This is a genomic window from Nonomuraea aurantiaca (genome assembly GCF_020215705.1).
GTDB lineage: Bacteria > Actinomycetota > Actinomycetes > Streptosporangiales > Streptosporangiaceae > Nonomuraea > Nonomuraea aurantiaca.
On sequence record NZ_JAIWNB010000035.1, the window covers coordinates 1 to 20,513 of the forward strand.

Annotated in this window: 18 protein-coding genes; 11 read left to right on the forward strand and 7 right to left on the reverse strand. The window is 69.3% G+C overall.

The genetic code is table 11. From position 1 onward, the window contains the following. The first annotated feature begins 426 nt into the window (after positions 1-426). Together LDL49_RS58825 and mgrA are read left to right on the forward strand one after the other, a co-directional pair. Complete coding sequence (locus LDL49_RS58825) at positions 427-2,475, forward strand: S9 family peptidase (RefSeq protein WP_225301622.1); 2,049 nt, start codon at positions 427-429, stop codon at positions 2,473-2,475. Further along, positions 2,472-3,470, forward strand: a complete 999-nt coding sequence (mgrA, locus tag LDL49_RS47895; protein WP_225301623.1) for an L-glyceraldehyde 3-phosphate reductase — start codon at positions 2,472-2,474, stop codon at positions 3,468-3,470. The genes LDL49_RS58825 and mgrA overlap by 4 nt, the downstream gene beginning before the upstream one ends. Here the strand turns inward: mgrA and LDL49_RS47900 are convergent. Continuing rightward, positions 3,439-5,874 (reverse strand): lysylphosphatidylglycerol synthase transmembrane domain-containing protein, encoded by a 2,436-nt coding sequence (locus LDL49_RS47900; RefSeq protein ID WP_225301624.1) that lies wholly within the window; start codon positions 5,872-5,874, stop codon positions 3,439-3,441. The two genes, mgrA and LDL49_RS47900, sit on opposite strands and share 32 nt — an antisense overlap. Before the next feature lie 174 nt (positions 5,875-6,048). Between LDL49_RS47900 and LDL49_RS47905 the strand changes: the two genes are divergently transcribed. Beyond that, positions 6,049-8,028, forward strand: a complete 1,980-nt coding sequence (locus LDL49_RS47905; RefSeq protein ID WP_308016284.1) for a molybdopterin-containing oxidoreductase family protein — start codon at positions 6,049-6,051, stop codon at positions 8,026-8,028. On the opposite strand, the gene LDL49_RS47910 is transcribed toward LDL49_RS47905, so the two are convergent. After that, the gene (locus LDL49_RS47910) at positions 8,006-8,755 is read right to left on the reverse strand and encodes an alpha/beta hydrolase (protein ID WP_225301626.1); all 750 of its coding nucleotides are present in this window, start codon (positions 8,753-8,755) and stop codon (positions 8,006-8,008) included. The two genes, LDL49_RS47905 and LDL49_RS47910, sit on opposite strands and share 23 nt — an antisense overlap. A gap of 67 nt (positions 8,756-8,822) precedes the next feature. Between LDL49_RS47910 and LDL49_RS47915 the strand changes: the two genes are divergently transcribed. Then, a complete protein-coding gene (locus LDL49_RS47915) occupies positions 8,823-9,371 on the forward strand; it encodes a PadR family transcriptional regulator (protein ID WP_225301627.1) in 549 nt (182 codons plus the stop codon). Here the strand turns inward: LDL49_RS47915 and LDL49_RS47920 are convergent. Beyond that, on the reverse strand, positions 9,344-9,808 hold the full coding sequence (locus LDL49_RS47920; RefSeq protein ID WP_225301628.1) for a GNAT family N-acetyltransferase: 465 nt from the start codon (positions 9,806-9,808) through the stop codon (positions 9,344-9,346). The two genes, LDL49_RS47915 and LDL49_RS47920, sit on opposite strands and share 28 nt — an antisense overlap. An 84-nt stretch (positions 9,809-9,892) precedes the next feature. On the opposite strand from LDL49_RS47920, the gene LDL49_RS47925 reads away from it, so the two are divergent. Further along, positions 9,893-10,342 (forward strand): hypothetical protein, encoded by a 450-nt coding sequence (locus tag LDL49_RS47925; protein WP_225301629.1) that lies wholly within the window; start codon positions 9,893-9,895, stop codon positions 10,340-10,342. On the opposite strand, the gene LDL49_RS47930 is transcribed toward LDL49_RS47925, so the two are convergent. Then, entirely contained in the window at positions 10,308-10,478 is a 171-nt protein-coding gene (locus tag LDL49_RS47930; RefSeq protein ID WP_225301630.1) for a hypothetical protein, read from the reverse strand. The two genes, LDL49_RS47925 and LDL49_RS47930, sit on opposite strands and share 35 nt — an antisense overlap. Next, positions 10,469-11,278 (reverse strand): class I SAM-dependent methyltransferase, encoded by an 810-nt coding sequence (locus LDL49_RS47935; protein ID WP_225301631.1) that lies wholly within the window; start codon positions 11,276-11,278, stop codon positions 10,469-10,471. Before LDL49_RS47935 ends, LDL49_RS47930 begins: the two co-directional genes overlap by 10 nt. Before the next feature lie 91 nt (positions 11,279-11,369). On the opposite strand from LDL49_RS47935, the gene LDL49_RS47940 reads away from it, so the two are divergent. From LDL49_RS47940 to LDL49_RS47955, 4 genes are all read left to right on the forward strand, one after another. Next, entirely contained in the window at positions 11,370-13,175 is a 1,806-nt protein-coding gene (locus LDL49_RS47940; RefSeq protein ID WP_225301632.1) for an acyl-CoA dehydrogenase, read from the forward strand. A 107-nt stretch (positions 13,176-13,282) separates the two neighbouring features. Beyond that, a complete protein-coding gene (locus LDL49_RS47945; RefSeq protein WP_225301633.1) occupies positions 13,283-14,224 on the forward strand; it encodes an MBL fold metallo-hydrolase in 942 nt (313 codons plus the stop codon). Positions 14,225-14,289: 65 nt separating this feature from the next. Further along, entirely contained in the window at positions 14,290-14,514 is a 225-nt protein-coding gene (locus LDL49_RS47950) for a hypothetical protein (RefSeq protein WP_225301634.1), read from the forward strand. Between the two features lie 178 nt (positions 14,515-14,692). Then, positions 14,693-15,271: a hypothetical protein gene (locus tag LDL49_RS47955; protein ID WP_225301635.1), complete on the forward strand. Its 579-nt coding sequence runs from the start codon at positions 14,693-14,695 to the stop codon at positions 15,269-15,271. On the opposite strand, the gene LDL49_RS47960 is transcribed toward LDL49_RS47955, so the two are convergent. Continuing rightward, on the reverse strand, positions 15,234-15,527 hold the full coding sequence (locus LDL49_RS47960; RefSeq protein ID WP_225301636.1) for a Dabb family protein: 294 nt from the start codon (positions 15,525-15,527) through the stop codon (positions 15,234-15,236). The genes LDL49_RS47955 and LDL49_RS47960 overlap by 38 nt on opposite strands. A 4-nt stretch (positions 15,528-15,531) precedes the next feature. Further along, a complete protein-coding gene (locus LDL49_RS47965; RefSeq protein ID WP_225301637.1) occupies positions 15,532-18,795 on the reverse strand; it encodes a glycosyl hydrolase 2 galactose-binding domain-containing protein in 3,264 nt (1,087 codons plus the stop codon). Between the two features lie 143 nt (positions 18,796-18,938). Here LDL49_RS47965 and LDL49_RS47970 point away from each other — a divergent pair, with 143 nt between their 5' ends. Both LDL49_RS47970 and LDL49_RS47975 read left to right on the forward strand, forming a co-directional pair. Next, positions 18,939-19,670, forward strand: coding sequence for an NUDIX hydrolase (locus LDL49_RS47970; RefSeq protein ID WP_225301638.1), 732 nt, complete (start codon positions 18,939-18,941; stop codon positions 19,668-19,670). Next, on the forward strand, positions 19,667-20,509 hold the full coding sequence (locus LDL49_RS47975) for a molecular chaperone DnaJ (RefSeq protein ID WP_225301639.1): 843 nt from the start codon (positions 19,667-19,669) through the stop codon (positions 20,507-20,509). The genes LDL49_RS47970 and LDL49_RS47975 overlap by 4 nt, the downstream gene beginning before the upstream one ends. The last annotated feature ends 4 nt before the right edge of the window (positions 20,510-20,513 follow it).

Consider the following 20,513-nt stretch of genomic DNA (forward strand, 5'->3'; position numbering starts at 1 on the left):
AAAAGGAATCCACCACATCCACACCATAAAGGCGCAGACATGACGGGGTTGTGCATCATGCACTGGCTTTTAACACACTGTTGAGTTCTCAAGAAACGGACGCGTACTCCCCAACCTGCGAGAGGCGTTCATTTCGTTTTCCGTTGTGTCGTTATTCTTTCACCAGTCCGTTTTTGTGTCAAATTGACCGGACTTGCTTGGAATTTCGACCGCCCCTTCAATTTACCATCCCGTAGACCGGGTAGCGAATCGAAGTGACTGCCACCAAGCACAACACAACCCACGTCAAAACCACCGAAGTGGAGGAGGTTGGTTGCGCCGCACCTGGCGACTTCTAAAGATTAGCAGCGCCCCCGACCACTCGAGACGCCTTCACTCCGATCGGAGGCCACAGAACGATCACGGCCCGGAACATAGACTCCCCACGTGAGTAGCAAAACACCGCCGCAGGCGAAGAAGTCACCGACTGAGCGCACCCATCACGGCGACACCGTGATCGACGAGTACGCCTGGCTCACCAATAAGGACGATCCCGACACGATCGCCTACCTGGAGGCGGAGAACGCGTTCCTCCAGCAGCAGACCGCTCACCTCGGCGATCTCCAGGAGCAGGTCTTCCAGGAGATCAAGGGCCGCACCCAGGAGACCGACCTGTCGGTGCCGAGCCGCAAGGGCGAGTGGTGGTACTTCAGCCGGACGGAGGAGGGCAAGCAGTACGCCGTCTCCTGCCGCGTACCGGCAGACGGCGAGACCCCGCCCGCGGTCACCCCGGGCGAGCGCCTCGACCACGAGCAGGTCCTCCTCGACGGCAACGAGCTGGCGGGCGACAGCGCGTTCTTCTCCGTCGGCACCAGCGCCATCACGCCCGACGGGACGATGCTGGCCTACTCCACCGACTACAAGGGCGACGAGCGCTTCACCCTGAGGTTCAAGAGCCTGGAGACCGGCGAGCTGCTCGACGACGAGATCGAGAACGTCTTCTACGGCGGCGCCTGGTCGGCCGACGGGTCGGCGTTCTTCTACACGCGCGTCGACGACGCCTGGCGTCCCTTCCAGGTCTACCGGCACACGCTCGGCTCGCCGGACGACGTGCTGGTCTATGAGGAGAGCGACGAGCGCTACTGGGTCGGGATCGGGCTCACCCGCAGCGAGAAGTACCTCGTGCTCGGCGCCGGGAGCAAGATCACCAGCGAGGTGCGCATCCTCGACGCCGCCGACCCGACGGGCGAGTTCCAGGTCGTCCGTCCCAGGAAGGCCGGTGTCGAGTACGGCATCGAGCACGCCGGCGACTTCTTCTACGTGCTCCACAACGAGAACGCCGAGAACTTCGAGCTGGCCACCGCCCCGATCGACGCGCCCAGCACCTGGACGCCGGTGATCGCCCACAGCGCCGACACCAGGCTCCTTGAGGTCGACGCGTTCGCCGGCCACGCCGTCGTCCACTTCCGCCGCGACGGGCTGACCGGCATCCGCGTCCTCCCGTACGGGGGCGACGAATACGAGATCGAGTTCCCCGAGCCGCTCTACGACGTCGGGCCGGCGGGCAACCCGGAGTTCAGCACCGGCAGGCTCCGGCTCGCCTACACCAGCATGATCACCCCGGCCAGCGTCTACGACTATGACCTGGCCACCCACGAGCTGATCCTGCTCAAGCAGCGCCCCGTCCTGGGCGGCTACGACCCGGGCGACTACGAGCAGTTCCGCGAGTGGGCCACCGCCGAGGACGGCACCCGGGTCCCGATCTCCCTCGTCAAGCGCAAGGACACCGCCAAGCCCGCCCCCACCGTCCTGTACGGCTACGGCAGCTACGAGACCTCCATCGACCCCGGTTTCTCGGTCCCCAGGCTGTCCCTGCTCGACCGCGGTTTCATCTTCGCCGTGGCGCACATCAGGGGCGGCGGCGAAATGGGCCGTCGCTGGTACGAGGAGGGCAAGCTCACCAAGAAGAAGAACACCTTCACCGACTTCGTCGCGGCGGCCAGGCACCTGAAGGCGTCGGGCTGGAGCGAGCGGATCGTCGCCAGGGGCGGCTCGGCCGGCGGCCTGCTGATGGGCGCGGTGGCGAACCTGGCTCCGGAGGAGTTCGCGGGCGTGGTGGCCGAGGTGCCGTTCGTCGACGCGCTCAACACGATCCTCGACCCGTCGCTACCGCTGACGGTGATCGAATGGGACGAGTGGGGCGACCCCCTGCACAACGCCGACGTATACGCGTACATGAAGAGCTACACGCCGTACGAGAACGTGGACGATCGCCCGTATCCCCCGATTCTCGCGATCACCAGCCTGAACGACACCCGGGTGCTCTACCACGAGCCCGCGAAGTGGATCGCCAGGCTGCGGGCCACGGCAGGTGGTGGTCCGTTCCTGCTGAAGACGGAGATGGGCGCGGGACACGGCGGCCGGAGCGGGCGCTATGACGTTTGGCGCGAAGAGGCCTTCGCGCTCTCCTGGATCATCGAGAGAGGCACCTCATGACCTACCAGCCTGACGACGACCGCTACGAGCGCCAGCCGTACAACCGCAGCGGGCGCAGCGGCCTCAAGCTGCCTGCCGTCTCGCTCGGTCTCTGGCACAACTTCGGCGACAACCGGCCGATCGACAACTCGCGGGCGATCCTGCGGCGGGCGTTCGACCTGGGCGTCACGCACTTCGACCTGGCCAACAACTACGGTGTGCCGTACGGCTCGGCGGAGCGCAACTTCGGCGGGATCTTCCGCGAGGACTTCACCCGCTACCGGGACGAGCTGGTCATCTCCACCAAGGCCGGCTACGACATGTGGCCGGGGCCGTACGGCGAGTGGGGTTCGCGCAAGTACGTGCTCGCCAGCCTCGACCAGTCGCTGGCGCGGATGGGGCTCGACTACGTCGACATCTTCTACAGCCACCGGCCCGATCCCGAGACGCCGCTGGAGGAGACGATGGGCGCGCTGGACCGGGCGGTGCGCTCGGGCAAGGCACTGTACGCGGGGATCTCCAACTACTCCGCCGAGCAGACGGCGCAGGCCGCGCGGATCATGCGGGCGCTGGGCACGCCGCTGCTCATCCACCAGCCGTCCTACTCGATGATCAACCGCTGGATCGAGGACGGGCTGCTCGATGTGCTGGAGGAGGCGGGCATGGGGTGCATCGTCTACTCACCGCTCGCCCAGGGGCTGCTGACCGACCGCTACCTCGACGGCGTCCCCGACGACTCGCGGGCGGCGACCAGCCGGTTCCTGAGCGCCGACCGGATCGACCGCGATCTGGCGCGCGACCTCAACGAGATCGCCAAGACGCGCGGCCAGTCGCTGGCGCAGATGGCGCTGTCGTGGGCGATCAGGGATTCGCGGGTGACCAGCGTGCTGATCGGCGCGAGCAGCGTGAAGCAGCTGGAGGACAACGTGGCCTGCGTCGACGGCCCGGCGTTCACTCAGGACGAGCTCGAGGCCATCGACAAGGTCATAGAGCTTCGTGCCGCTGGAGGTAGGTGAAGGCCGCCCAGCCGGGCAGCACCGGCAGCCAGAACGTGAGCAGCCGGTGCAACAGGACGGCCGACGTGGCCAGCTCGGCGGGCAGCCCGGCCACGGTCAGGCCCAGGGTGAGCGACGCCTCGACCGCGCCCAGGCCACCAGGTGTGGGCGCGGCCGAGCCGATCGCGTTGGCCGTGAGGTAGACGACGGCGACGGCGGTGAAGCTGAGCTCACCGCCGAAAGCCTCGACGCAGGCGTCGAGGCAGACGACGAACGCGATCGTGATCATCAAGGTGCCGACGCAGGCCTCGATCATCTTGCGCGGCGACTGCAGCACGTCGAGCAGCCTGGGCAGCACGTTGGCGAACAGCTTGTGCATCCGCCCGGTGATGAACCGGCGCAGCGGCGGCACCCCGAACAGCACCACGACCAGCACCGCGACCGACAGCATCACCACGACCAGCCCACGGGACGGGCTGAACGCGGTGGCGGTGTTGGACCCGGTGATGTAGGCGAACAGCAGCAGCAGCGCGATGTGGAAGACCATCATGCTCAGCTGCGAGGCGCCCACGCTGGCCACCGCGAGCGCGGGCGAGATGCCGCGCTTCTGCAGGTAGCGCGTGTTGATCGCGACGCCGCCGACGGCGGCGGGCGTGACGAGCTTGACGAACGAGGCCGCGAACTGGACGAGGACCGTGCGCCAGAGCGGTAGATGCTCGGGTACGAAGCCCCTGAGCATGAGCGCGGCGGCCACGAAGCTGACGAACGAGGCGGCCAGCGCCAGCACCGACCAGGCCCAGTTGGCGGTGGTCACCACATGCACGACGTTGACCTGGCTGAGCTGCGACAGCAGGAAGTACGCGGCCAGCGTGCTGGCGATCATCGTGACCAGCGTGCGCGGCCGGAACCGCTCCAGCCGGATCTCCTCGACCTTGCCCTGCGGCTTGAGCGCCACGATGTGCTCGCGCAGCTCGCCGAGCACGCCCTTGTCCTTCGACAGCGCCGAGCGGGTCTCGCGGGTGAGGGCGATGCGCTGGAGCAGCGGCATCGCGGCGGCCAGCGCGTCGGACCCCATGACGGCGGCGGCGGCCCGCACGGAGCGTTCGGCGCCGACGCGCAGCGCCAGATAGGTGAGCAGCTGGGCGACGTCGAGCCGGAGCAGCAGGTCGCCGGCCGCGATCTCGCCGCTGCGGGCGTCGGTGAGCACGACCCGGCCGGCCGGGTCGAGATGGATGCTGTCGCCGGTCAGCCGCCGGTGGGCGAGCCGCTGGATCTGCAGCAGCGCGACCTGCTCCCAGATCTGGGCGAGCAGGGCGTCGTCGATGTCGGCGTCGGGCACGTCGTCGAGCGGGCGGGTTTCGAGGTGCTCGTAGGCGAGCAGCGCGGCCTCGGTGCCGATCTCGCTGGTGCCGAGCAGGCGCGGGGTGCTCGCGCCGGCCGCCTGCGCGGCGTAGGCCATGAGCGCCTCGCGCTCCAGCTCGGCGCGGAGCGACCTGATCGCCCGGCGCCTGGTCTCCGAGTTGAGCCGGATCCGCCGCCAGAGCCGGTAAGGCAGGCCGGCCACCTGCCGGTCGCGGTCGAGCACGGTGACGTCGAGGCTGCTGCCGTCCTTGAGCCCGATGGCGTAGCGGCGGCTGCCCTGGTGGTCGTCCTCGATGCGGCGGGCCGACTGCGGGGAGAAGGAGAGCTTGCGGAGGGCGGCGATGACCGCGTTGCCGGGCGGCCGGGTGTTGGGGCTGCCCACGCCGTACAGGGTGCCGTAGCCCACGGCCATGCCGACCAGGACGGGCACGATCGCGCCCGGCAGCGTGATCTGTCTGCCGGAGAAGAGCGCGAAGATGTCGAGCGCGATCACCGTCCACATGAGCATGCGCCAGGTGGGGCGGCGCGAGATGCGCACGGCGGTGGCGTAGGCGACCACGGAGGTCAGCAGCGTGTTGAGCGGCTCGATGGAACGCCCGCCGGTCAGCAGCATGCGCAGGTCCTCGGCGCTGCCCCCGATCAGCCACTGGCCGAGCAGGAACGAGCCGACCATGCCGATGATCGCGGCGATCAGGCCCTCGGCCACGCGCAGGCCGTCGCGGTGGAAGACGCGCTCGACGGCGAAGGCCACCGGCACGATGAGCACGGCCGCGCCGCCGAGGAACGTCGCCACGCGGCTGAGCAGATCGGGGACGAGGGTGGTGCCTTCTTTGACGTCGGCTTCGAGGCCGTTGAGCGTCTGCTTGGCGACCAGGGCGATGAGGACGACCGCGGCGAGCACGAGCAGCGTGGAGAGGAAGCGCAGCAGGTCGGAGGGCCGGCGCAGGCGCTGGGGCAGCAGCGGCTCGACTACGTAGACGTCCGTGTCAGCGCGCGCTTCGGCCACGGCTGGATCCCCCTCCGCGAGGTCCTCCGCGTCATCACGTTCCCTGATTTCGGCCACCGACAGAGATTCTGCACCTTCCCGACCGACCGTACGATCTTTGGGCCCCTTCAATCCTTCACCCTTGATTTCTACCGCGAGTCGGGACATGCCGTGGCTCCCCTAATGCCTGGCGGAGCGACACGTAAGCTGTGTCGCATGTCGGGTGAGTTGCGAGTTTTGGGGGCATGTCCATTGGACTGCCCTGATACCTGCTCTTGGATCGTCACGGTCGAGGACGGCAAGGCCGTGAAGATGCGCGGCAATCCGGAGCAGCCTTACACCCGGGGCGCGCTCTGCGTGAAGGTCAACCGGTATCTGGAGCACACCCAGGCCGACGACCGCATCCTGTACCCGCTGCGCCGTACCGGGCCCAAGGGGTCGGGCGAGTTCGAGCGTATCTCCTGGGAGGAGGCGTTCGACGAAATCACCGTCAGGCTGCGGAACATCATCGACGAGCACGGCGGCGAGGCCATCTGGCCGTACGTGGGCACGGGCTCGCTCGGCTACATCCAGGGCTGCGAGGGCGTCGCCGGGCGCCGGTTCTGGAACATGCTGGGCGCCTCCAAGCACTGGCTGAACATCTGCGCCACGGCCGGCGGCGCCGGGCTGAGCCTGACCAACGGCACGCCCGCCGGCATGGACCCCGAGCACCTCGCGCTGTCCCGGCTGATCCTGCTGTGGGGCACGAACACGCTGACCAGCGGGCACCACCTGTGGAAGTTCGTCCAGGACGCCCGCGCGACCGGGGCGTACGTGGTGGCCATCGACCCGATCCGCACCAGGACCGCCGACCAGGCCGACCGGCATCTGGCGATCCGGCCGGGCACCGACGCCGTGCTCGCGCTGGCCCTGCTGAACGTGGTGCTCGCCGAGGGCACCCAGGACGAGGAGTTCCTCGCCGAGCACACCCAAGGCTGGGAGTCCTTCCGCGAGGAGATCCTGGCCTACCCCGTCGAGCGGGCCGCCGAGATCACCGGCATCCCGGCCGCCGACATCCGCGAGCTGGGGACGCGGCTCGCGCACACCCGGCCGACCGCGATCCGGACCACGATGGGCATCCAGCGGCACGCCGGCGGCGGCACCGCGCTGCGGACGATCGCCGCGATCCCCGGCGTCACCGGCGACTGGCGCCACCCGGGCGGCGGCGTGGCCTACTCCACCAGCGGCCACGTGCATCTCGACATCGACAAGCGCGACGACCTGCTGGCCAAGCCGGTCCGTACGCTGACCATGACCCGGCTGGCCTCCGAGCTGGACTCGGTGAAGTGCCTCTGGGTGTACGCCGCCAACCCGGTCGGCTCGACCCCCGACGCCAACAGGATCCGGCGGCAGCTGGCCCGCGAGGACCTGTTCACGGTGGTCATGGAGCAGTTCCCGACCGACACGGTCGACTACGCCGACATCGTGCTCCCCGCGACCATGCAGACGGAGCACATGGATCTGCACGCCGGGTACGGCCACCTCTACCTGCTCTGGAACGAGCCCGCCGTGGCGCCGCCGGGCGAGTGCCTGTCCACCGCCGAGACGTTCCGCCGCCTGGCCGCCCACATGGGGATGACGGAGCCGTCGCTGTACGACTCCGATCTGGAGCTGGCCGAGCAGCTGCTGAGCAGCGGCCACCCGTCGCTGGAGGGCGTCACGCTGGACCGGCTGCGCAAGGAGGGATGGGTGCGGATGAACTACCCCCAGCCGTTCACCCCCTTCGCCGAAGGCTTCCCCACCGCCTCCGGCCGGCTCCGCTTCCCGCCGCGCGGCAAGGCCTACGTCCCACCCCATTCGCTGCGTACGGCCGACGGCTCGCCGTACCCGCTGACCCTGGTGACACCGGCGGCGCACACCTTCCTCAACACGATCTTCGGCAACAACCCGGAGCTCAGACGCCGGGCCAAGGAGCCCGTGGTGCTGGTCAACCCGGCCGACGCCGAGGCACGCGGGCTGGTGAGCGGGCAGCGGGTGCGGGTGCACAACGCGAGCGGCGAGTTCCTGGCCGACGTCGAGGTGAGCGACCGCGTGGCGCCCGGCGTGGTGGCCTCGCCCAAGGGCCGCTGGCCCAAGCACAGCCCCGGCGGCGCGAATGCCAACGCGGTCGTGGCCGAACGCGACGCCGACATGGGCAGGGGTCCCGCCTTCCATGACAACCTGGTCGAGGTCAGCCCTTGTGCCGGTCCATGAAGTCGATGATCCGGTCGAGCACCTCGGGGCCTTGAGGGCTGCCGAACAGCGCTGAGGCGTGCAGGCTTCCGCCCTTGATGACGTGGAGCTCGTTGTCGGGGGCCTTGGTGGCGGCGTCGTGGGTGCGCTGGAGGTCCTTGGCGCCGCCGTACGCGTCGTTCTCGCTGCCGATCTGGAGCAGCGGGACCGTCAGCTTGGCCGCCTCGCCCTCGGCGACCGCGCCGGACAGGGCGACGACCCCGGCCACCTTGGAGCCCAGCCGCTCCGCCGCCGGGACGGAGGCGGTCGCGCCTATGGAGCCGCCGACCAGGAACAGCCGCCGCACGCCCTTCTCCTTGGACAGGCGCTTGGCCATGGCGACCGTCACCTCGTCGGGGTATTCGGCGCTCTTCCTGGCGTACAGCAGGACACGGTAGCCGGCCGCGACCAGGCGGTCGGAGAGCGGGCGCCAGGTGCAGACGTTGCCGTTGCGCTCGTACGTGATCACCACGCCGACCGAGCCCTTGCCGGTGATGACGCCGGGCAGGTCGTCGCCGTAGGTGAAGATCTTGCCGTCCGCGCTGGTGAAGCATCCGGAGACGTTGGGGCCCGTCACCACCGCCTTCGCCGCCGGTGTAGGCGGGGTGGGGGTCGCGGCCGTGGCCGTGGCCGTGGTCGTGGTGCTGACCGCGCCTCCGCAGGCGGTCAGTGCCAGAACAAGCCCGATCGAGCCGATGATCGCGCGCATCCGCCGCCCCTTCGCTGCACTATGTCTGAAGTGACATAGTTGATGGGACAATACCCTTGGCGGCACCATGACCTCAACGCTGGGATTCGCGATCCTCGCCGTGCTGGCTCGCGGCGACCGCACCGGATACGACATCGCCGCGGCCATGCGGCGGCCCATCGGCTTCTTCTGGACCGCCGGGCACAGCCAGATCCACGCCGAGCTGCAGAAGCTGCGGACCGCCTGCCTGGTCGGCTACGAGGCCAGGCACGGGCCGGGGCCGCAGGACAAGAAGGTCTACCACCTGACGGACGAGGGCGCCGCGGAGCTGCGCGGGTGGGTGACCCGGCCGCCGAAGGAGCGGCCGGAGCGGGACGAGCTGGTGCTCAAGACGTACGCGGCGTGGCTGGCCGAGGCGGGGCTGGTCAGGCGGATGTTCGCCGACCAGCTGGCCGCGCACGAGGCGCGGCTGGCCGAGTACGAACGGGAGGAGGCGGCGTTCGACGGCCCGCCGCCGTTCGGCGATCCGCGCTTCGGCAACTACGCGACACTGCGGTGCGGCCTGGGATATGAGCGGCACCGCGCCGAGTGGTGCAGATGGATGATCGATCAGCTGGGCGACAGCGACAGCTTGTAGCCCTCGTGCGAGGCGCTGAAGCCGAGCGAGTCGTAGAACCGGTGCGCGTCGGTGCGCGACTTGTCCGAGGTGAGCTGGACGATCGCGCAGCCCCGAGCCCGCGCCCGGTCGATCGCCCACCACATCATCTCGCGTCCCAGACCCTGACCCCGGGTGGAGGCGTCGACCCTGACGGCCTCGATCTGGCAGCGCTCGGCCCCGAGCCGCGAGAGCCCGGCCAGGTAGGTGAGCTGCATGGTCCCGAGGATCTTGCCGCCACGCTCGGCGACGATCAGCTCGTCGTAGGGGTTGGCGTCGATCCGGGCGAAGGCCGCCAGATAGCGCTCGTCGGCCGGATCTCCCTCGCGCTTGGCACCGAGCGGGTCGTCGGCCAGCATCGCCACGACGGCGGGCACGTCGTCGGCACGGGCCGGGCGGAAAATCCAGGTTTCGTCCATGCCCGAATCATGCCCGACAAGTCAGGGAGGGCTCAGGGTAGGTCCCCGATGCGATAAAGGGGTGTCGAAAGGCACTCTGGGGACATGAACGAAATCAGTCGACGCGATGAGGTCTCGTTGTCCGGCGCCGCTCTGCGTGGCGCCCCTTGGAAGACCGCCGCCGTCAGCGGTGGCGCGACGGCCGCGGTCAGCTTCGGGCTGGGTGTGCTTACCGACTCCGCTGGCCTGGTGTGGTCGCTCGGCCTGGGGATCAGCGTGTTCGCGCTGGTCGCCGCCATCGGCGCGGTGTCCAAGCCGAACGAGGGCGACCGGGTCACCCGCCAGGCGCGTTTGTGGGCGCTGAAGCACCCGTGGAGGTTCGCGCTGCTGCCGGCCGCCATCACGGCGGTCCTGGACTACCCGGTGCAGCTCGTACTCGACGGGGAGGGAGTGTTCGGCTCGGCGTTCCAGTCGGTCTGGCATGGCGCCCTGGTCTATGTGATCGCCGGCGTCCTGACGCTCACGAGGCAGGGACGAGCACGATCTTCCCAGTGACCCGGCGGTTGATCAGGTCGTCCATGGCCCGCCTGGCCTCCTCCAGGGGTCTGGCCCGCGGTGGCGCCGGGTCGATCCCGGGCATCGTGAGGAACTCCTGGAGCATCAGCCGGTTGGCGGCCGCGCTCAGTCCCACCAGATCGTGGTCCAGCGCTCCCGTGGAAGCGGCCACATGCCGAGCTCCAGGGCCGTCGCGCCGACCTCCGCCGAGCGCGCGGGGTCGAGGCAGGCGCGCTGGCAGACGCTGTCGGCCAGGTCCTCCAGGGAGTTGAACCGGTCCAGCGGCGCCTCCCGCTCCTCGACCCGTACGGCGAAGCCGAGCGCGGCCGCCAGTGCCACGCAGTCCTCGGCGACCGGCCGGACCGGGCGGTCCACGTTGTGGAAGTGCTGCCACAGCGGGGCCATCCAGCTCATGGGGTGGCGGTGCGGCAGCTCGATGACGACGCGGCGCCTGGCGTGGTCGTTCAGCGCGCGGAGGAAGTCGGCCAGGTCGGGCACGTTGTAGATGACGTGGGCGCAGACCACCACGTCGGCGACCGGCACCTGCCCCGCCACGTCGGGCCAGCGGCCTTCGATCGCGGTGAGCGGGACGCCGAGCTTGTCCGCCCTGAGGGTGAGCTCGTCGAGCATCGCGGCGGAGGTGTCGACCGCGTACAGCATGGAGAGCCGGTCGTGCAGCGGCAGCGACGCGGCGCCGGTGCCCGCGCCGACGTCGAGCAGCGTGGCGCCCTCCTCCAGCGCCTCGCTGAGGTGCGTCGAGGTCGGCCCGTCGTCGGGCTCGGCGAGTGCCCTGTCGGTGCGCGTGGCGAACCGCGCCGGGGAGTGGCCCCACGGATCGACCGGCGCCTTGGCCATGATCTCGGCGGGGATGGCCCAGGAGTCCAGTCGCTCTCGCCACCGGGTGGCGAGTTCTTCGGCGTCCATGGAGATGAGCATGCCACGCATATTCATGGTTACTCGCGGGTAGCATTTCGAGTAAGGTTACTGGCCAGTACATAACGCCCCCGGTTCAAGGAGATCCACACTCATGGGCCACTACAAGAGCAACGTCCGTGACCTGGAGTTCAACCTCTTCGAGGTGTTCGGGCGACGCGAGATCCTCGGCACCGGGCCGTATGCCGACATCGACGAATCGGTCGCCCGCGGCATTCTGGAAGAGGTCAACAGACTGGCCACCGGTGTGCTCGCCGACTCGTTCGAGGAGGGCGACCGCCACCCGCCGGTCTTCGACGCGGCCACGAGCTCGGTCACCGTGCCGGAGGGTGTCAAGAAGTCGTACCGGGCGCTGGTCGACGGTGGCTGGGCGCATCTCGACCTGCCGCGCGAGCTGGGCGGCCCCGGCATCCCCCGGAGCCTGGCCTGGGCCACGGCCGAGATGGTCCTCGGCGCGAACCCGGCCCTCTACATGTACGCCGCCGGCCCCAACTTCGCCTACACGCTGTGGGAGGTCGGCACCGAGGCCCAGAAGCGCTTCGCCGAGCTGGCCATCGAGCGCGACTGGGGCGCCACCATGGTGCTGACCGAGCCCGACGCGGGCTCCGACGTCGGCGCGGGCCGGGCCAAGGCGACCCGGCAGCCCGACGGGACCTGGCACATCGAGGGCGTCAAGCGCTTCATCACCAGCGCCGAGCACGACATGTCCGAGAACATCTTCCACCTGGTGCTGGCCCGCCCCGAGGGACACGGACCCGGCACCAAGGGCCTGTCGATGTTCCTGGTGCCCAAGTTCCACGTGGACCTGGAGACGGGTGAGCTGGGCGAGCGCAACGGCGTCTACGTCACCAACGTGGAGAAGAAGATGGGCCTGAAGGTCTCCACGACCTGCGAGCTCACCTTCGGCGACAAGCACCCGGCCATCGGCTGGCTGGTCGGCGACGTGCACGAGGGCATCAGGCAGATGTTCATGGTGATCGAGCACGCCCGCATGATGGTCGGCACCAAGGCCATCGCCACGCTCTCCACCGGCTACCTGAACGCCCTGGAGTACGCCAAGAGCCGCGCCCAGGGCGCCGATCTGACCAGGACGGCCGACAAGTCCGCGCCCCGGGTGCCGATCACGCACCACCCGGACGTACGCCGCGAGCTGATGCTGCAGAAGTCGTACGTCGAGGGCATGCGCGCGCTGGTGCTCTACACGGCCACGTTCCAGGACGCCATCCAGATGAACCCCGGCGACCGGCACGCGCGCGACATGAACGACCTGCTGCTGCCCCTGGTCAAGGGCGTCGGCTCCGAGCGGTCGTACGAGCTGCTCGCCCGGTCCCTGCAGACGCTCGGCGGCTCGGGCTATCTGCAGGACTACCCGATCGAGCAGTACATCCGCGACGCCAAGATCGACTCCCTGTACGAGGGCACCACCGCGATCCAGGGCCTGGACCTGTTCTTCCGCAAGATCCTGCGCAACCAGGGCGCCGCGATCGGCTCGCTGCTGGCCGAGATCAACGCCTTCGCCTCCTCCGACGCCGGCAACGGCCGCCTCAAGGAGGAGCGCAAGCTGCTCGCCGAGGCCGCCGCCGACATCAAGGCCATGGGCGACACGATGGCCGGCTGGGCGCTGGCCGCGCTGGAGACGCCGAGCGAGGTCTACAAGGTCGGGCTCAACACGACCAGGATGCTGCTCGCCCTGGGCGACCTGGTGATCGGCTGGCTGCTGCTGCGCCAGGCCGAGGTCGCGCTGGCCCGGCTCGCCGACGGCGAGGACGCCTTCTACCAGGGCAAGGTCGCCGCCGCCTCGTTCTTCGCGACGACCGTGCTGCCCCGCCTGGCCACCGAGCGCCGGGTGCTCACCGCCACCGGCCAGGACCTGATGGACCTGCCGGAGGCCGCCTTCTAGGTCCGAACAGACCAGCCGCCGCCCGCTGAACGCCCGCTTCGCTGTGAAGCGGGCGTTCTGCTGCGAAATACACAGTCCGTACGCCCCGCACCGGGTACGTTCGCGGCATGAGCGCGTCCACCCACGATCACCCGCTGCCCCCGCCTCGCGTCGAAGAGGTCTCGGCGGGCGTCTTCGCCTACATCCAGCCCGACGGCAGCTGGTGGATCAACAACACCGGCTTCCTGGCCGGGCGGCGCGGCGTGATCTCGATCGACGCCTGCTCGACCGAGCGCCGCACCCGGGCGTACCGGCAGGCCATCGCCGAGGTCACCGACCGGCCGATCACCACGCTGATCAACACCCACCACCACGGCGACCACACCTTCGGCAACTACCTCTTCCCCGAGGCCACCATCGTCGCCCACGAGCGGACCCGCGAGCTGATCCTGGCCGAGGGCATCCCCGACTACCGGACGTTCGCCTGGTCGCCCGACGTGGAGTGGGGCGACCTGGAGGCGGTGGCGCCGTTCCTCACCTACACCGACCGGGTCACGGTCTACTCCGACGACCTGCGCTGCGAGGTGCGGCACGTCGGCTTCGCCGCGCACACGACCAACGACTCCTACGTCTGGATCCCGGAGCGGCGGCTGCTGTTCGCGGGCGACCTGGCCTTCAACGGCGGCACGCCGTTCGTGCTGATGGGCTCGGTGACGGGCGCGATCGAGGCGCTCGCCCAGCTCAGGGAGCTGGGCGCGGAGACGGTCGTGCCAGGGCACGGCGACGTGTGCGGGCCCGAGGTCTTCGACCCGGTGCGGCGCTACCTGGAGTTCGTGCTGGCGACCGCCGAGCGCGGCCGGGCGGCGGGGCTGACTCCCCTGGAGGCGGCCCGCGAGACCGATCTGGGCGAGTGGGGCGAGCTGCTGGACGCGGAGCGCATCGTCGGCAACCTGCACCGCGCCTACGCCGAGCTGGGCGGACTGCCCCGTGGCGGGACGATCGACCTCGTCGCGGCCGTCGTCGACATGATCACCTTCAATGACGGGAAGCCACTGTCCTGTCTCGCCTGAGTGTGATCACGCATACCCGGGTATGACCGAGGGCGTACGCGTTCTTTGCCGTTCTGGAGGTCGTCATGGGTGTCGGGGTCAGCATCTTCTTCCTCACGCTCGGCGCCATCCTGCGATTCGCCATCGAACCGGACGTGTTCGGCCAGAGCGTGCACATGGACACGATCGGCGTCATCTTCATGATCGTCGGCGGGGTGGGCGTGGTCCTGAGCATCGTGCTGGCCCCGAAACGGGGCCGTACCTCTGACCACCAGCTGATGCACCGCGAGAACAACCCGCCGGAAATCTAACCGGAAGGGTCTCCCGGGAGCGGGCCGACGCCGCCAAAGGCGGCATCAGATGCTGGCTGTACGGCATCGCCACCAATCTGGTCGGCAAGCATCGGCGGGCCGAGCTCCGGCGCTACCGGGCGCTGGCCCGATCCGGCCCGCCGATCCGGCCCGGACGATGGGGATCCGGGCGCGGCTCATGGACCGCCCCCCGCGCCGCCGGCTGCCCGCCTGGTCCCGGGTGGGGCTCGCGGCGGCGGCGGACCGGCTGGCCGCGCAGCCCCCGGGCACGGGCGCCTGGTGGCGGCGGGAGCTGCGGCAGGAAAAGCTGAAGCCCGTGGCGCAACTGCCGACCGACGCCAAGGCTCTCAAGGCCGAGCTGCTGAAGCAGTATCCCGCGGACGCCGACAACCAGGAGGGCTGGCTCTGGACGGCGGGCAGGTGGCTGCTCCTCGACGCTCCGAGCACTCCGGGCACGCGGGCGGCGGTCTACCGGATGCTCGCCGGGCTGCCGCACGTGAAGGTGGCCGACGGAGTCAAGGACGACGAGGGCCGCGCGGGGGTCGCGCTGCTTCTCGGCGACCCCCTGCAGCAGCAGATCATCATCGACCGGGACAGCGGTGATCTGCTGGCTGTGCAGAGCGAACTGCTCCGGCCGGACGGGAAGGAGGCATGGTTGCCGGTCGGCCGGCCGTTCGAGTCGTTGCTGGTCGAGCGGCTGGGGTGGACCGACGAGCAGCCTACAGAGAAAGTTGAGCGACGGCCCGGCTCGCCATGATGGGCCTGATGTGTTCCGCGATCACCTTCTGGTGCTGAGGGTGATCGCGGTACACCAGGTAGTCGTCGACGTTGTCGAAGTCGGCGACCACCCCGAACTCGTGGTTGCCCTGGTTGATGCCCGCGTCGGCCGTCGCCGTGTACGCGCGGATCTCCGGGATGATCCCCGGCAGTTTGCGCAACTCGGTGGCCACCGTGGCCTTCTGCTCCTCGGTGGCGTCTTCGGTCCAGGTGAACAGCACGACGTGGCGAATCATGAGGTCAGCCTATCGAGATCCGATCGGCGTTCGGGCCACCGTTGGCCGTCGTGGCGGTGGCTCTGATCTTGTTGACTCCTTGCGCGAGGGTGACGGTGAGGGTGGAGGTCTGCCAGGTGTCCCAGTTGCCGGTGGCGTTGAAATCGCGGGTCACGGCGGCGCCGCCGTTGACCGTGATGGACATCGGCCGGTTCACCGTCGTGCCGTTGGCGTAGCGCAGCTCCAGAGTGACCGGTCCCGCCACGGGGGCGTTGACCGTCCACTCGACGTAGCTGCCGGTCAGGTTGTCGTAGTTCACGAAGCCGGTGCCCGTGTAGCCGTCGTGGTTCGACTCCACCACGCCCTGGGAGATCGTCGCATCCTCGGCCTGGTAGACGACCGGGCCGCTGCCGGTGGTCTCGGTGACCGCGTTCGAGGCGTCCGAGGTGTTGCCGGCCGCGTCGCGGGCCTTGACCGTGAACGTGTACGACGTGGCGGCCGTCAGGCCCGAGACCGTCGCCGTCGTGCCGGTGACGGTGGTGGCCAGGGTCGTGCCGTTGTAGACGTCGTAGCCGGTCACGCCGGTGTTGTCGGTGGAGGCGTCCCAGGCCAGCGAGACGCTGTTGGACGTCTTGGCGGTGCTGTGCAGGTTGCCCGGCACGCTGGGCTTCTCGGTGTCGGGCGGGCCGGTCGGCCCGGCCGGGACGGTGAGCGTCGCGGTGTTCCAGCCGGAGACCCTGACGCTCGCCGCGCCGCTCAGGTCGGAGGCACGGTACGTGGCGGTCAGCGTCTTGGACTCGCCCGGCCAGAGGCTGATGGCGTTGTCCGACCACTGGATCGGCAGCACCGGCTTGCCGGCCGCGTCCACGACGTGCGCGTCGAGCATGAACGCGGGGATCGCGCCGGTGCCGGTGTTCTTGATCGTCACACTCACGTTCCCGGGGGACGGCGAGGTGGCGGTGGCGGTGATCGGGGCCTGGGCCAGGCCGTTGAGCCCGGTCAGGTTGGCGTAGCTGGTGGTCGGCACGTAGTACCAGTCGTTGTTGTCCCAGTCGATGACGTCGCTCGCGGTGGACAGGGCGTAGACGTTGCGGTCGATCTCCTCGCCGCCCCGCAGCAGGCTCAGCCGTACGAGGTAGGTCGTGGACAGGCCGCTGATCGACGGCACGGTGACCGCGGTGGCCTTGCCGCCGTCGGCGGGGGCGGTGACGGTGGCCGTGTTGGTGTACTTCGAGGTGCCGTCCATGTTGAACACGTCGGTCTTGACCGTCAGGCCCGAGGCGGCCGAGGTGCCCGAGTTGACCACGACGACGGACTTGTTGTCATAGGAGTACTGCACGTGCAGCGGCTTGTTCGCCTCACGCGCGCCCCAGTAGGAGCCGCCCTGGTCGAGGTAGTAGTCGAACAGCTGCCAGTGCAGCGAGGACCAGCCGCTGTTGAGCATCCAGTAGATGACGCCGGTCGAGGGGTTGCTGGAGTCGGTGAAGTTGCGGCCGTATGCCTCGAACTGCGCGCGGACCGCCTCGTACTGGGCGAGCTGCGCCTTCTTCACATAGTCATTCAGGCTGGACGGCACGCCGTACCGGCCCCTGAGGGCGTTGTGGTAGATCGTCAGGTTGTTGAACGTGCTCGACGGGGAGCGGTGATACTGCGTCGCGCTCGGGCTCTGCCACAGCGAGTTGATCTGCGCGGTGGTCATCATCCGCTTCAGCGAGTCGAGCGTCGGCACGTCCGGGCCCGCGCTGGTCTCGGAGTTGAAGCCGAACGCGCCGCCTTCGCGCTTGTTGTACCAGTAGTTCGGCGGCACCCATTCGTACGGGCCGGGCATCTTCAGGCCGGAGTTGCCCAGTTGCGGGCTGGACTTGTCCGAGGCCACCGAGACGATCGGCAGCGGCCACTCGGCGGCCGTCAGGGCGTCGAGGTAGTTGGTCTCCTTCTGGGCCGTCGGCGGGTTGTCGGAGCCGATCAGGAACGAGATCACGCTGGGGTGGTTGCGCAGCCGGGTGGCCTCCGCCTGCATCGACGCCTTGGCGATGGGATAGTCGGCCGTGGCGAACGAGCCCTCCCACTTGTTACAGCACTCCCACCCGGGCATGGTCAGGATGCCGTACTTGTCGGCCAGGTCGTAGAGCTCGTCGGTGTCCAGGTGGCCCTCGATGCGGATCGTGTTCAGACCGAGGTCCTTGACGTAGCGGATCTTGTCTTCGAGATAGCGCAGGTCCTTGCGCAGGAAGATGTCCGGCGACCAGCCGCCGCCCCTGATCAGGATCGACCGGCCGTTGATCTTGTAGAAGCGCCGGCCGCTGGCGTTCTTGCCCGACTCCACCTTGCGGACGCCGAAGCGCTGGGTCAGCGAGTCGCTCACCGCGCCGCCGACGGTCGCGGTGAGGTTGAGGTCGTAGAGGGGCTGGGCGCCCATCTGGTACGGCCACCAGACCTGCGGGTTGTTCAGCGTCTGACTGAATGTGATCCGTTTCGTCTCGTTCGCGGCTAACGAGATGTTCTGGGAGAAGGTGAGCGAGCCGATCGTGCCGCTGACCGTGGTGGTCACCGCGCTGCCCGTGCCGTTGCGTACATCGGCCTTGATCGTCAGGTCGGCGCGGTCGAGCGCCGGGACGGCCAGGTTGGTGATCACGTGCGCGTCGCGCAGGGAGACGTCGGCGCTACGCCTGATCAGCACGTCGCGGAAGATGCCCGTGTTGTCGTCGCGCGGGACCTGTACCCAGTCGATCCAGCCGATCGTCAGGTGGTTGTTGGGGTTGTTGGCGTTGACGCGGAAGGCCACCGAGTTGGCGCCCGGGTGGACCAGCGCGGTGATGTCGCGCTCGTTCCGGGTGTAGGCGCCGGCGACCTGGGCGGCCGTGGCCACCTGGCTGCCGTTGACCCACACGTCGGCGCTCGACATCACGCCGCTGATGTCGATGAACGTGCGTAACCCGGTCTCCGAGCCGAGCGTGAAGTCCGAGCGGTACCACCAGGGCACGTCGAAGTCGGCGGTCGGGATCGATTGCATGTTCGTGGAGAAGAACGGATCGGAGTAGACGTTGTTCTCCAGCAGCCCGGCCAGGACGGTCGAGCGCGGGCCGACCGGATACCAGCCGGAGGCCGCGTAGCCGGGAGTGGAGATCGCGGCGCCGGAGTCCGACACCTTGGCGGATGACTGGATCTTGTAGCCGGAGAGAGCTGTCGAGGAGGCGGTCGCGGCCGGGGCGGCCAGGGCGACACCTCCAGCGCTGACCAGCAAAGTGCAGGTCCAGAGCAGGATGAGGATGAGCCGGGAGCGCGCCATGGGTCCTCGCAAGGCCGATGGAGTTTGTTAATAAACCTTCTTAACAACTAAACGCGATCTCGTAAATCCCCAAATTTCTGGACATGGTGATGTTGGCTGGTTATTCTCAAGTCGAGATTGACTCAGATTGAGAAGGACTGGTGATGGAAGAGTTCCTGGCCGGCTACGACCCGCGGCGCTATCCACCGGTCGCGGTGACGGTCGACGTGGTGGCGCTGACCATCCGCGACCGGCGGCTGCACGTGCTGATCGTGGAGCGCGGCGTGGAGCCGTACGAGGGCGCCTGGGCGCTGCCCGGCGGCTTCATCAGGCCCGACGAGGACCTGGCGGGGGCGGCGGTGCGCGAGCTGGCCGAGGAGACCGGGCTGGACACCGCGCCCGCGCACATCGAGCAGCTGGCCAGCTACGGCGGTCCCGGCCGGGACCCGCGGATGCGGGTGGTGTCGATCTCGTACCTGGCCTTCGCCCCCGACCTGCCCGATCCCCGGGCGGGCACCGACGCGGCGGCGGCCGTGTGGCATCCGGTCGACGACGTGCCGCGGCTGGCCTTCGACCATGAGCGCATCCTGGCCGACGGTGTGGAGCGGGCCCGGTCGAAGCTGGAGTACACCCCGCTGGCCACGGCGTTCGCGGGCGACACGTTCACGATCTCCGAGCTGCGGCTGATCTACGAGAGCGTCTGGGGCACGCCGCTGCACGCGGGCAACTTCCACCGGAAGGTGCTGTCGGTGCCCGGGTTCGTGGAGGGCACCGGCGAGACCACGCAGACCGGCGGGTCCAGGGGCGGGCCGCGGGCCAAGCTGTACCGCGCGGGCGACGCCCGGCTGCTGCATCCCGCCCTGCTGCGGCCCTCACGAGAGGACGAGATCCGGTGAATGCCGAGGAGGCCGCGTCGATCGTCACAGGGGCGCGTTCGGCCGCCGACCTTTTCACGGGTGGCTCCCCCGCGCGGGTCTACCGGCGCTATGCCCGGTTACTCCACCCGGACGTGTCTCCGGACACTGCGGGGGCGTTCGCCCGGCTGGCCGAGCTGTGGTCCGACTTCAACCGGGGCCGGCGGGTCGGGCCGTACCGGATCGGGCCGCCGCTGCATCGGGGCGGCACCGCAGTCCTGTATCCGGCGGACGGCGACGCGCTGCTCAAGCTGCCGCGCGACCCGTCCGACAACCACCTGCTGGTACGGGAGGCCGCCGCGCTCACCCGGATCGCTGCGGAGGCGGACCCGCGCTTCCTGCCGTACATCCCCCGCCTTGTCTCGAAATTTCGCCATAAAGCGGGGCGGACCGTCCGCCAGGCGAACGTCCTCAGCCGGGCGCCCGGCGGCTTCGTCCCCCTGACCCGGATCGGCACCGGCCTCGACCCCCGGGACGTGGCCTGGATCTGGCGGCGGCTGCTGGTGGCCACCGGCCTGGCGCACCGGGCCGGCGTCACGCACGGCGCCGTGCTCCCCCGCCACGTACTCGTCCACCCCCTCGACCACGGGCTCGTCCTCGTCGACTGGTGCCGGTCCCAGCTCTCCGAGGCGTCGGACGACGTGCTGGGCGTCACCCGATGCGTCGCCGGGCTGCTCGGCGAGCACCCCCGCACGATGCGCGCCTTCGTCCGCGGCTGCCTGCTGCGCCCGCCCTCCGACGCGTGGGCGCTGCTCGGCGAGCTCGACGAGCTCCTCGAAGACCTTTACGGGCCGCGTACCTACCGGCCCCTTCACCTCTAGGGAG